Raw genomic sequence first — 12,565 nt, forward strand, 5'->3', positions numbered from 1 at the left:
GAGCTCAGGGCAGGCCGGCATCAGCCGCGAGCGCGGCCGACACGAATTCGTCCGGCAGGTCCGACGACAGCGGCGGACGGCTGGGGGGATGGACGTTGCCGGCGATTTGTCGGAGGGTGTCCATGACGTGTACTCCGCCATCGGCGAGAAACCGCACCAACCCGGCTTTCGCGCATTGGGCTGCTACCCCGGTGAGCAGGCTTCCAGCCTCTTCGCTACGGCCGGATGCGGCGAGGCAGCCGGCCAGCAGCCTGCGGGCCCGTAGCTCAGCCCGGTGGCGTTCGCTGCCCGCAAGTCGCTCCGCCCACTCTCCGGCCCACCGGCATGCGAGCTCGGTATTCGCCAGGGATCCGGTTCGCACCAATCGCGTGATGGCCGCCTCCTCCCGGTTCTGCGCGATAACCTCGTCGAGACCGGACACCTGCTCCGCACGTTCGGCGTAGGTGAGATCTGCAGTTTGCGAGGCATCTGAGGATGGTAGGACGAGATCCAGGCGCGCCGATTCGTTGACGATGGAGCTGTAGAGCCTCGGCAGTTGCCTCTGCATGGAGAATCGTGCTCCCTCGTCCAGTCGTGCAACGGCCGCTGACCGGTCGCCGAGTATCACTTTGATCCGGGCTCCGACGACGTACCGGGCAATCTTCAAGTCGACAGCGCCCGCGTGTGGTCCGAGGTCGTATCCGTCGTCGAGTAGGCGCTCGGCCTCGGCGGTGTGTCCCTGTTCGTACAGAACTTCACCGAGGAGCCCGCCGGCTAACCGAGCGGTGTAGGAGCGTCGACCATCCACTTGCTGAGCGATCTTCATCGCGGTGCGGAAACTCGCTTCCGCCAGCTTCACATCCAGTTGCTCGAAGGCCGCTATACCCACCCAGCAGTGTCCGTGTACCGAGTTGTACGGTCCGTTGTTCCGCTGGTGATACGCTGCGGCCCAGTGCTGAAGGGCATAGGCGGCGCGGTAGTCCGCCCGACAGATCTTGGCGAACGTCGCAACGTTCGCTGCGACGGATACGACCCACGGCCGGAAGTCATCGGGACGATCGAGACACGGACGCACCAAGTCGTCGATTCGCGAGGCTCGGTCTGCACGCAATTCCACGACCGCTCTGATCACCGAGGCTTCGGCACGCAGCGCGGGGGTCTCCGACGCGCTGAGGTGGGTGAGCGCGGTATCGACGCGGTCAAGTGCCTGCAGAGCGGGGCCGGGGTTGTAGAGCAGGATGTTCGACCACGCGGCGGCGAGTTGCAGCCGCGGATTGGACATTGTGCTGTCTGTCGGCAGCTTGTCGACAAGTCCACGCAACGTCGACATCTGCGAATGCTCGAGCAGATACGTCCCGTCGCGTTCGACCAGTTTCACTGCACCGGGCGTATCGCCGGCACGCAGTGCGTGATCGACTGCTTCGCTGAGAAAGCGGTGCTCGGCGAACCAGGTGGATGCGGATCGATGCAACTGCGCCGATCGCCCGGGGAACTCGGTGTCGAGTCGGCCACGCAGAAATTCTGCGAACATGTGGTGGTATCTGAACCAGTGCCCTTCGTCGTCGACTCGGCGCAAGAAAAGGTCACGCGCTTCGATCAGCTCGAGCATCGCCTGACCGCGTCGCACATCGGTCAGGGTCGAGGCCAGGTCGGCGCAGATGCGGTCGGGGATGGCGGTGGCCAGTAGGAATGCGCGCGTATCCGTATCGAGGGAGTCGAGGACGTTCTCGGCGAGGAAGTCACCGATCGCGTGGTGGCGGCCCGAGAGGTGTGCAATGAACTGGGCAGGGTCCGCGGACGAGCGCAGAGAAATCGACGCCAGCTGTATGGCGGCGGCCCAGCCGTCGGTCGACCTCGCCAGGTCGGCGATGTCCTCTGTTGCCAGGTCCAGTCCCGAGGCTTCCATGAGGAAGCTGCGTGTTTCTTCTTCGTCGAATCGCAATACTGCTGAATCGATCTCGACTAGTTCGTTGCGAACGCGCATCCGGCTCATCGGCAGTCCAGTTTGCGTGCGACTGGTCACGATGATCTGGACGTGGTGGCAACCGTTGTCCAGCAGGTACGTCAGCGTAGCCACACTCGAGGGATCCGAGACCCGATGCCAGTCGTCGAGGACGAGAGCCAGGTGTTGGTCTTGATCGTGCAGTGTGTTGATCAACGTTGTCAGCACGTGTGGGCACGCGCGGTCACCGTGTGCTTCGAAGGTGTCACGCAATTCGGTCGCCAAGGCCGGCAACGCGGTGGTGATGGCTTCGATGAGATGTGCGAGAAACCAGAGAGGATTGTCGTCGTCTCGGTCGATGGTCAGCCATGCGGTGGCAATGCCCTCGTCGGCGAGCTGATGGAGCCACTGTGCCGCTACGGTGCTCTTTCCGTAGCCGGTGGGTGCGTGGATGACGGTCAGGCGTCGCCGTCGATCGGTGTGAAGGGCCTGCATCAGACGGTCCCGGGTGACCAGCGTACGGCTCGGTGGTGGGGGTCGGAATCTGGTGGCGGGTGTTGGGGGTGCCGAGTACCGGCCGGAGGGCATCGGGGTCCGTGAGTGCGGTGCCGGGAATCCGAATCCGAACGCTGGTGAAGCGTAGTCCGGAGCGGCACCTGAGTCTGTCGCGCTCCCTTCGGCGTTGTGGTGGGCGCGGCGTAATTGGTCGGCGAAGTCGGCTGCCGTGCGGGGACGATTGCCGCGATCGCGTGCCATCGCGTGCTCGATCACAGTGCAGACCTCCTCCGGAATCTCTCCATACCAGTCGCGTAGCAGGGAGCCGCTCGGATTGGTGATGCGCCGAAACTGGTCGATCAGAGACTCTCCGCGGCGCCGCTCGAAGGCCGCGTGCCCGGTGAGCGCGCAGAACAGGGTGGCTCCGAGGCTATAGATATCGCTCGCCGGGCTGGGGGGACGCCCGAGTAACACGTCGGGGTCGGTGTAGGCGGGTGACCCGGTGACGACACCGGCCGCGGTCTCGAACCCGCCGGCTATGCGCGCGATGCCGAAATCTGTCAGCTGCGGCTCTCCGTAGGTGTCGATCAAGATGTTCGCGGGTTTGACGTCTCGGTGCAGGATGGATTGCTGGTGGGCAGTCTCGAGCGCGTCGGCCACCTTGATACCGAGGTGTAGGACACGGGGCCAGGGGATCGGACCCGACTCGATCAGCGACTGGAGGGAGCCCGGCTCGTGGTACTGCATGACGAGGTACGGGTGACCGGCACCCGTCGTCCCGACGCGATAGATGGTGACGATGTTGGGGTGCCCGGATAAGCGTCCCATTGCTCTTTGCTCACGGAGAAAGCGATCCACGCCTTCCGGGTCGTGATAGGTCGTGAGCACCTTGATCGCTACGACGCGATCGAGAGCCCGCTCTTCGCAGCGATAAACCACACCGAAGCCGCCCCGTCCGATCTCCGTGGCGCCCTCGAATCCCTCCGCAGCCAGCTCCGTGGCGATGGCTGCAGTCTGGTCGCGCTGCGTTGCCCCCGGATCGGTCTCGGCCACCTACGACCTCGAACCGGCACCTGGTGCCTTGAATCGGCTCATCACCCACCTCGCGCCTACTGAATCAAGGATAATCTGGTAGCCGACCGAACCGGCCCTGAACGCGTCAATACACGCTCGATGACCGCGATGGTGGCTGAGGAGGGGTCAAGCAGGATTCGCGGCCTCGTCCGCGGCACTACCCGTCATCCCCCACCCTGTGTGGGCGGGTGCGGAGCATCGAATCGAGGGCCGTAACCGTGTCAATCGTTACTGGGATAACGATGGCGCTCCCAGCACCGCATCTCTGAAGGACCGACGACCTGTCATCGAAGCCTGTGTGAACCTCGCCCCCGTCTCCCGCAGCACGATGGCCCTGTCGGCTCCGACCCCGCCGGCGTCGTCGATGGCGGCAGTCGAGCCAGACGCGTACAGCCACCGTGCGGTGCAAGATCGCGGTCAGTGCGTTGGCCGGGTAATAGCGGTGGCACGGCACGGGACCGCCGCGAGGGATCAGGTGGCCGTCAACTGCGAACGTTCACCTCGAGCAGGTGCCGCGGTGACCTGCGTTTCGATCCGGTCCATGCCGACCTCGGTCGGGTGGCAGAGAGGGACTGTTCGGTCGCGCTGCTGCCCGTGGGGCACGCGGACGGGAGCGCGCGTGCGCTGGCCGCAGTATGCCGGTGCTGCTGGGCGGTAGGTGGCGCCCTCGGATCGGGCTGGTGTGCATGGATCGGATTGTGGTCTACCTCGGGACGGACACCGATGTCACGGAAGGAGATCGTGCGGTGTTGTTCGAGGAACTGAGGGCACCACCGGGGGCGCGCATCGGTGGGCTCGCGCGTTCGGGACGACCCCCGCCGAGATCCTCGGCGGACTGCGTAGTCGGATCGAGTGGCGTTATATCATTGGCGCGCAACATATTTACGGTTCAGAGCGCCGCGGGTGCGCTGTCCACCGAGCGGACGGAACAGCACACCCGCGGAAATTGTCGTGAGTGCCGGTCAGTTAACGTGTCGCACCGAGCCGGTGTTCCCGGTCGGTATCGGCCGGTCGCTGCCCGGCATCGTCGATCGCACATGGTCTCCTGCTGAGCGCGATCGTCGAGACGGCCCCAGCCACGCTCCAGAGTGCGAGCCAGGTGCAGATCGGCCAGGTGGAGTGCGTCCAGCTATAGAACAGCGTCGCCATGAAGGGGGCGGTGCCGCCGATGACGCTGACCGACAGTGCCTGACTCAACGCGACGCCGCTGAACCGGACATCGGCACTGAATCGTTCCGCGAGGAAGGCCGGCTGCGGGGCTTGCAGTGCCGAATGCACCACCGCCAGCATGAAGGTGATACCCAAGAACGCGGCCCAGCCCGATCCGGTGTTCATCAGTGCGAACAGCACGAACCCTCCGAACAGGGCGGTGAAGCACCCGGCGAGAAGGACAGTACGGCGTGAGAACCGGTCACTCAGATGACCGGATACCGGCAGACTTATCAAATAAACGATCGATGCGGCGAGCAGTGCATTGAGCATCGTGGTACGGCTGATATCCAAGATGGTGGTGCCGTAGGAGACGGCATAGGTGGAAACCAGATAGAACAGGATGCCTCCGGGAGCAATGACGCCCGCGGCCCATGCGACGTCCCGCCATTGACTGCGCAGTAGTGTGCGCACCGGGGTGCTTTGCTGGGCCGATGCATTCTGCAGTTCGGTGAAGTCCGGGGTTTCCTCGACGCCGAGGCGAATGAACATCGAGATGGCGAAGAGTCCGGCGCTGAGCAGGAACGGAATCCGCCATCCCCACGTTTCGAAAGCGTCGCCGGAGATGTGGTCACTGACGGTGACGGCGATGGTCGACAACAGGAGTCCACCGGGCACCCCCATCTGGACGGTGCTGCCATACAGCCCGCGCCGGCGCGGGGGTGAATGCTCGACGAGCATCAGTGCAGCTCCACCCCACTCTCCGCCCATCGCGATGCCTTGCACGAAACGGAGAGTGACCAGCAGGAGCGGTGCAAGCCAGCCGACTTGCTCAAATGTCGGAAGTATGCCGATCAGAACCGTTGCGGTGCCCATCATCAACAGCGAGACCACGAGCGTCTTGCGCCGGCCGACCTTGTCACCCATTCCGCCGAAGAGCACGCTGCCCAATGGCCTCGCCAGGAATCCCACCGCGAAAGTCGCGAAGGAGGCGAGGGTCCCCGCCAGTGGGCTGTATGACGGGAAGAACAGGGGTCCGAACACGAGGGCTGCGGCGGTGCCGTACAGGAAGAAGTCGTAGTACTCGAGTGCGGTGCCGGCGAATCCTGCTGCAGTTACACGAAGCATCTTTGTGGTGGAGCGCTTTTCAGGCACGCTCATGATGGTTCCTCCAGAGAGAACAGTAATGTGAGGAAGCGGCAACCGTTGCGTAGTGCACGGTTTCCGGGAGTCGGGCAACGTTCACGCGGACTGTCCTCCGTCGATCATGATCGGCACCGGTGACGACGATGCTCGACGGGAGACCAGGTAGTCCACGGATGCTCGATGACTGTCCGGCCGGATCTACCAACGCGGTAGGGCATCGAGGAAGGTCGTCAGCGCGGTTGTCACGGCATCGGGGCTTTCTTCAGTCACCAAGTGACCCGCGCCTGGGATTCGGGCAAAGGCCGAGCCCGGTATCCGGGCATGCATCCGTTCGGCAGCTGCAATGTCGATGCCGTTGTCGTCCTCACCGTGCACGATGAGGGTCGGGATCTCTATCTCCGGCAGGCGGGAAAGGCGTTCGTGCTTGCCGATCCACGAGTTGTATTCGCCCCACACCGACCGCGATGGTCTGGTCCGCCACTTGCGCACCCACGAATCGACCAAATCGGGACGGTTCGCGATGGCCTGCGGGCCGAAAATGATGGGAACGAAGGTTTGTGCGAAGCTTGCGGAGATGGGGGCTTCGCTCTTCATGGGTCGGAATACATCGGCGAACCGAGCCTTCTCCTCGCTGGTATAGGCGTCAGCCATCGTGTCCATCAGGACCAGCCCGGCCAGCCGTTCAGGGTGCTTCAGGGCCAGTTCGATCGCCATGAAACCGCCCACGGACATTCCCACCAGTACGAATCGGTCGATTCCTGCTCGGGCGGCCACCTCCAGGCAATCGGAGACCAGCGAGTCGAGGTCGTAGTCGGTGGCATACTCCGATGTTCCGGCCCTGCTGGTGTAGGCGATGGTTCGGTAGCGATCGGCCAGAGCAGCGGTTTGCTCGGTGTACATGGTCCGATCCAGGAGCGTGCCGTGGGAGAAGAGCACCGTTGGTCCGTGTCCCTGGTCTACAACGTCGAAAACCTTCATCGGCTCTTCCCTTTCATGTCATTGGGCCTGAGGCGGAGGGCCGAGGCACGGGGAGGTTGTGTTCGACAACGGCGCCGAAATCCTCCGGATCGCTCGGAGTGTGCGGGGGAACATGTCAGTGCAGCAGGTCTTCGAGGTTGGAGTTGAGCGCCTTCGGTTGCGGAACCAGCCACAGGCCGATCAGCGCGATCAGCGGCAGTACGGCACCGAAGACGATGACCAGTACATTCCAGCTGTAGACGGTCAGCAATGGAGCGACGATGAGCGCAAGAGTTCCGTAGCTGGCCCACAACATGCCAGAACCCCATGCTCCACCCGTGCCACGAATACGGGTGGGAAAGGCTTCTGCAAGAAGTTCGAGGATCCGCCCCATAGCCCGATGGTGATCAAGACGTAGACGACGAACCAGGGCAAGATCGTCGACGGTGTGGCCAGGTACACCATGAAGATGGCGCAGACAGATCCGAGCACTCCGACGGACGTGAGGGTGTAGTGGGCGCCTTTGCCCCGCGTGAGGAAACTGGCGGCGAGGATGGTGACGATACCGAGCCAGTTTGCCCAGGTTATTGCGCGGTTGGCCTCGAGAAACGAGATGTCCTTCGCCTGCAGGAAGCTCAGTCCGAAATAGGACATGATGGCGTATTGGGGCACGATGAAGAGGAAGAACAGGGTTACTCCGATGGTGCGGCGACGCATATCCGCTGCCCACAGCTGAGCGAGCACACTTCTCTCCGTCTTGGCGACGTCAACGTGGAACTTGCTCGCCCCCGTCCGACGGGCATGCTGGAGGTCCTGGAAGTGCGGTGTTTCCTTGATGACGAAGAAGACCGCGATACCGAAGGCCAAGGGGAGTACGCCGACGATCCAGAACACCGCCCGCCATCCCATGCTGGCTGCGATGTGTTCGGAGAAGAAGGCTGATGTTCCGAATCCGATGGCCCACCCCACTGGTACGGTCCCGGTCATCCATCCCCGGTGCTTCGCAGGTACTGACTCGGCAATGAGCACGGTGGCCAGTCCCCACGAAACGTACCCGACTGTTGCGATCGATCGCATTACACCGAATGACAGAGTGTTCCAAGAGAATCCAGCAAGAATAGTGAACGCAGAGCAGATTGCGATAGCTGCGACGAAGAGTGGCTTACGACCGAAGCGGTCCGTCAACGGGCCGATGAGGAACATGGCGATGACGCCGCAGGTGAAGAATCCGGCCGCATAGATGTACCCGACGGCATTGTCGGAGAACCCCAGACTCTGCTGGATGAGGGGATAGCTCGTGGGGAAAATCGCGGCGTCGGCGGCGATGGTCGCGTAGCCGAGCACCCCGAGCACCATGACAGCCCAGTGGTAGGGCCTCAGGCGGTTGCTCTCCGCGGAAAGTGGAGTGGATGGGCGTTCGCGCAAACCATCGTCGATGGCTGTTTCTGGCATCGGGGCTCCTGGGGACATCGAGGAGGAGGGGATCACGCAGTGGCGTGCGCCACACAGTCTGCGGTTTTTTGCATCATTTATCAAGTGTGCAGCCACGGGGAGATCGGGAGTGGCACGTATGACCGCTCTGAACTGGTACTTTTACCGCCAGGGCAGTGTGGCTAGGGTTCATGTCGACGAATATCCCCCGGATATTTGATACAAGTTACCTGCTCCTACGAGGAAGGAAGGCGGGGGAGTGCCGACACCCCGGCCGATCGCTGTCACTCGCGGAACGAGACCTATCTCGGCGCAGCGGATGGTCCGTCCTCCACCGTGCCATGAGGGGCCCGGCGTTCAGACGGGCTGGATGACCGGCAGCCCGACGCGCGGCTCTTCACATCCGTGGTCAGCTCACCGCGTTTCTTCCCACGTCGATGGCGCGGGCCCTGGACGCGCTGGACATCATCGAACGGTCGAGAGCGGAAGTTACGCGCGCGCGTACATGGGCCGAAGCCATCGCGCTGGGGTGGATGCAGCAGCAACTCGACCTGCCGAGTTTCGGACGCACTCGCCCGCCAGGTCACCGGCCGGTTCACCGTCTCAGCCCGGCCGGTGACCTGCGCCGTCTTCCGACGTGTCTGTTCGCCGTCCTCAGTCGTCGTCGGCGAGGATGCCGTCGCGCTTGAGCTTGGCTATCACGTACTCGCCCTCGAACTGAACATGTTCGCGCGACGCAGCCTCCGCTGCTGCCCCGTCCCCACGCTTCAAGGCGTCGAGCATTTTCTGGTGACTCCGAGTGGCTTCGGGACTCGCGCCGGGCGGTGCCTCGTACACGGCCCGTGGCAGGTTCTTGGCCAGCTGCCGCAGCACCGACAACAGGCGCCGGCTGCCACCCGTCTGGTTGATGAGGGCGTGGAACTCCCAGTTCAGGTTATGAAGCACGTCAGGATCGTCGCTGTTCTGCATGAGTTCGTGTAGCTCCTGCAACCGGGCAAGCGTTGGCTGGGTGATACGGGACGCGGCGCGTCGTGACGCGAGCCCCTGCACCATTCCGTAGATCCGGTAGTGATCGTCGATGTCCTCGCGCCGGATGGGGACAACATAAGAACCGCGATGCGGCTCGGAGTCGATCAATCCTTCGGCCTCGAGAGTGATGAGCGCTTCCCGAACCGGCAGACGACTGACGCCGAGATCTTTGGCGATTTGGTCCTGCGGCACTCGCTGTCCCCGAATCAGAGACCCGTCGAAGATCATATTCTTGATGTAGTCGACGACCTGACCACTCATGTTTCGTCGCGCCACCTGCGGACGAGCGTCCTCACGCCGGCCACCGTTCTGTGCAGCACGAATCGGTAGATCGATTCCGGCGTCAGACGCAGTCATCTCGACTCCTAATTTGATCAATCATCAACACGGGCTAGTGTACGTGATCCGTAGGGGGCGCCGCTGACGCATCGCCGCGTGCAACACGCCGCCGCACGCCAATCATCCCCAAGTAGCGCATCGACGGCTCTGAACAGCGGGTTCGTGCAGTTCGTCAGCCGGCCGCTTCTCCTGGCTCGGCACTTCGCTGTCCGCGGCGCCGGGGCCGGACTCGACTTCGAGGCCACGCGGGCGTAACGTGAGTCACATCTGATGTATCACATATCCAATCTGAGAGGCATGATGACACCCATCGCATCGACCGATCACCTTCTCTCCTCGGCTGTCGTCAACCGTCTGAGGATCGCCCCGCACGTCTTCATCGATGGCGGACAGCGTGCAGCGCGCACCGGCGAGGAGATGCCCGTCTTCGACCCGGCAACCGGGCGCCAGATCGCGGTTGCGGCTTCCGGAGGAGTGGACGACGTCGCCGACGCGGTCGACGCGGCCCGGCGCGCGTTTGCCGAGTCGGCCCCGTGGCGGCAGATGAGCCCCCTCGACCGCGGACGCATCCTCCACCGGATCGGCGATCTGATCTACCAGCACGCCGATGACTTCGCTCAGCTCGAGGTCCTCGATGCAGGGAAGGTCCTCGGCGCAGCACGAAACATCGATGTCGAGTTCGCCGCGCGGGCGTTTCACTACTACGCCGGCTGGCCCACCAAAATCGTCGGTTCGACCGTCCCGGTATCTCATCCGAGTATCCACGTGCGCACCGAACGCGAACCGGTCGGAGTGGTGGGCGCGATCACCGCATGGAACTTCCCACTTCTGCTGTGCGGATGGAAGATCGGCCCCGCACTTGCCTCCGGGTGCACGATGGTCCTCAAGCCTTCCGAAGAAACGCCCCTGTCGGCGTTGTGGCTGGCGGAACTCGCCGGCGAGGCCGGACTGCCCCCCGGCGTGCTCAACGTCGTTCCCGGCACCGGCGGGACCGCTGGTCAAGCCTTGGTTGCCCATCCTGGGGTCGACAAGCTCACATTCACCGGCTCGACGAAGGTCGGCAAGCACATCGCTCGCCAAGCCGCGGCCGACGTCAAACGGGTGACACTCGAACTTGGTGGCAAGTCCGCCAACATCATCCTGCCCGACGCCGACGTGACGGAGGCGTTGACCGGTTCTGCGGGCGGCATCTTCTGGCACTCCGGTCAAACCTGCAGCGCACCATCACGATTGTTTGTACACAGAGACATCCATGACGAGGTCGTCGAGCAACTCACCGCGATCGCCGGGCAGTTGAGGATCGGACATGGACTCGACGAGGGTGTCGATTTCGGCCCTTTGGTCAACAATGCGCAACTCGAGCGCGTCCGGGGATACGTCGAACGTGCAAAAATCAAGGGCGCCAATGTCTATCAGGCTGCGCAGGTTCCCGGCGATCTGACCGGGCACTTCCACCCTCCGACGATCATCGCCAATGCGACCGACGACATGGAATGCGCACGTGAGGAGATCTTCGGTCCGGTTGTCGTCGTTCTCGCCTTCGACCACATCGACGAGGTCATCGAGCGGGCGAATGCCGGCGACTACGGCTTGGCCGCGGGTATCTGGACGACGAATGTGAATACCGTCCAGACGATGACGCGCAGACTGCAGGCCGGGACCGTCTACGTCAACGGCTGGGGGCTGACCGATCCAGCAGCTCCGTTCGGCGGGTTCCACCAGTCGGGCTACGGCCGTGACCTGGGCCCGGACAGCCTCGACGGATATCTGGAAACCAAGTCCGTATGGACCATGCACAGCTGAGAAAATCCTTCGAACGACGATCGGAAGAACAATGAAGACACGCGCCGCCGTACTGACCGCACCCCACGCCCCGTTCGAAATCATGGAACTGGACATCGACGATCCCGGGCCCGGGGAGGTCATGCTGCGAATGTCCGCGGCTGGACTGTGCCACTCGGATCTGCACATGATGGACGGAGATCTGTCGGTGCGCTATCCGATGGTGGGAGGGCACGAAGCCGCGGGCATCGTCGAGAAGATCGGCCCAGGCGTGAAGAAGGTCGCTGTCGGAGACCACGTGGTCTGCAGCTTCACCCCGAGTTGTGGCATCTGCCGGTACTGCTCGACCGGGCACCAGAATCTCTGCGATGCCGGATCGACAATTCTCGAAGGCAGCATGCCGGACGGCACCTTCCGCCTACACAAGGACGGCACCGACTACAGCGCCTTCTGTATGCTCGGCGCCTTCTCGGAACTCGCGACCGTGTCCGAGTACTCGGTCGTGAAGGTCGACGACTGGCTTCCCCTCGACTCTGCAGTGCTCGTTGGGTGCGGCGTCCCGACCGGATGGGGCACCGCCGTCAATGCCGGCAACGTTCGCCCCGGTGACACCACCGTGATCTACGGCATCGGCGGATTGGGCGTCAATGCGGTTCAGGGTGCGGTGCACGCCGGAGCGAAGTACATCGTCTGTGTTGACCCCGTCGAATTCAAGCGAGACACCGCGCTCAAATTCGGAGCGACTCACGTCTTTTCCAACGCCGAGGAAGCACATGCGAAGGTCGATGAACTCACCTGGGGCCAGGGTGCCGATCAGGCCCTCGTGCTGATCGGCACCATGGACGAGGAAACCATCACCGCAGCATTCAAGGTGATCGGGAAGGGCTCGACGGTCGTGGTCACGGGCGTGTCCAATGCCGCCAACCTCACCGTCCACGTGTCGGGTCAGGAAATGGTGTTCATGGAGAAGACCATCAAGGGCACTCTGTTCGGTTCGTCGAACCCGCAGTACGACATCGTCCGGCTATTGCGACTCTACGATGCAGGACAGCTCAAACTCGACGAACTCATCACCACCCGTTACAAGCTCGCCGAGATCAACCAGGGCTATCAGGACTTGCGAGACGGTAAGAACATCCGCGGAATCATCGACTTCTCACTCTGAGCGCTTCTACCGCGGCCGCTTGGGGCCTTCCGGTCTCTTCACAAGGGACCGGAAGGTCGCCGTGGCATGCTCGCACA

General features: G+C 63.1%; 9 protein-coding genes. 3 read left to right on the forward strand and 6 right to left on the reverse strand.

Annotation, left to right across the window (positions count from 1 at the left end):
- Positions 1 to 4 precede the first annotated feature (4 nt).
- Positions 5 to 3,469, reverse strand: coding sequence for a serine/threonine-protein kinase (locus tag ISO16_RS17715; RefSeq protein ID WP_072633845.1), 3,465 nt, complete (start codon positions 3,467 to 3,469; stop codon positions 5 to 7).
- Positions 3,470 to 4,062: 593 nt separating this feature from the next.
- Between ISO16_RS17715 and ISO16_RS29085 the strand changes: the two genes are divergently transcribed.
- On the forward strand, positions 4,063 to 4,542 hold the full coding sequence (locus ISO16_RS29085) for an alanine racemase C-terminal domain-containing protein (RefSeq protein ID WP_442800830.1): 480 nt from the start codon (positions 4,063 to 4,065) through the stop codon (positions 4,540 to 4,542).
- Here the strand turns inward: ISO16_RS29085 and ISO16_RS17725 are convergent.
- From ISO16_RS17725 to ISO16_RS17740, 5 genes are all read right to left on the reverse strand, one after another.
- Positions 4,457 to 5,800: an MFS transporter gene (locus tag ISO16_RS17725; RefSeq protein WP_072633846.1), complete on the reverse strand. Its 1,344-nt coding sequence runs from the start codon at positions 5,798 to 5,800 to the stop codon at positions 4,457 to 4,459. The genes ISO16_RS29085 and ISO16_RS17725 overlap by 86 nt on opposite strands.
- Positions 5,801 to 5,983: 183 nt before the next feature.
- Complete coding sequence (locus ISO16_RS17730) at positions 5,984 to 6,763, reverse strand: alpha/beta fold hydrolase (protein ID WP_072633847.1); 780 nt, start codon at positions 6,761 to 6,763, stop codon at positions 5,984 to 5,986.
- A gap of 115 nt (positions 6,764 to 6,878) precedes the next feature.
- Entirely contained in the window at positions 6,879 to 7,013 is a 135-nt protein-coding gene (locus ISO16_RS28945; protein WP_268256877.1) for a hypothetical protein, read from the reverse strand.
- Positions 7,007 to 8,194 carry an MFS transporter gene (locus tag ISO16_RS17735; protein WP_170914006.1) on the reverse strand — a complete coding sequence of 396 codons (1,188 nt, stop codon included), beginning with the start codon at positions 8,192 to 8,194 and terminating at the stop codon, positions 7,007 to 7,009. Before ISO16_RS17735 ends, ISO16_RS28945 begins: the two co-directional genes overlap by 7 nt.
- Before the next feature lie 633 nt (positions 8,195 to 8,827).
- On the reverse strand, positions 8,828 to 9,559 hold the full coding sequence (locus ISO16_RS17740) for a GntR family transcriptional regulator (RefSeq protein ID WP_006931474.1): 732 nt from the start codon (positions 9,557 to 9,559) through the stop codon (positions 8,828 to 8,830).
- 279 nt (positions 9,560 to 9,838) lie between these two features.
- On the opposite strand from ISO16_RS17740, the gene ISO16_RS17745 reads away from it, so the two are divergent.
- Together ISO16_RS17745 and ISO16_RS17750 are read left to right on the forward strand one after the other, a co-directional pair.
- Positions 9,839 to 11,344, forward strand: a complete 1,506-nt coding sequence (locus ISO16_RS17745; RefSeq protein ID WP_072633849.1) for an aldehyde dehydrogenase family protein — start codon at positions 9,839 to 9,841, stop codon at positions 11,342 to 11,344.
- 31 nt (positions 11,345 to 11,375) lie between these two features.
- Complete coding sequence (locus ISO16_RS17750; RefSeq protein ID WP_006931479.1) at positions 11,376 to 12,488, forward strand: NDMA-dependent alcohol dehydrogenase; 1,113 nt, start codon at positions 11,376 to 11,378, stop codon at positions 12,486 to 12,488.
- Positions 12,489 to 12,565: the final 77 nt, after the last annotated feature.

Origin of the sequence: Rhodococcus sp. M8 (assembly GCF_015654185.1) — a bacterium.
GTDB lineage: Bacteria > Actinomycetota > Actinomycetes > Mycobacteriales > Mycobacteriaceae > Rhodococcus > Rhodococcus aetherivorans.

Excerpts from the sequence above, each read along its gene's own strand:
- ISO16_RS17735 (WP_170914006.1), bottom strand. The coding sequence starts at position 8,194 with ATGCCAGAAACAGCCATCGACGATGGTTTGCGCGAACGCCCATCCACT.
- ISO16_RS17740 (WP_006931474.1), bottom strand. The coding sequence starts at position 9,559 with ATGACTGCGTCTGACGCCGGAATCGATCTACCGATTCGTGCTGCACAG.
- ISO16_RS17725 (WP_072633846.1), bottom strand. The coding sequence starts at position 5,800 with ATGAGCGTGCCTGAAAAGCGCTCCACCACAAAGATGCTTCGTGTAACT.
- ISO16_RS17750 (WP_006931479.1), top strand. The coding sequence starts at position 11,376 with ATGAAGACACGCGCCGCCGTACTGACCGCACCCCACGCCCCGTTCGAA.
- ISO16_RS17745 (WP_072633849.1), top strand. The coding sequence starts at position 9,839 with ATGATGACACCCATCGCATCGACCGATCACCTTCTCTCCTCGGCTGTC.
- ISO16_RS17730 (WP_072633847.1), bottom strand. The coding sequence starts at position 6,763 with ATGAAGGTTTTCGACGTTGTAGACCAGGGACACGGACCAACGGTGCTC.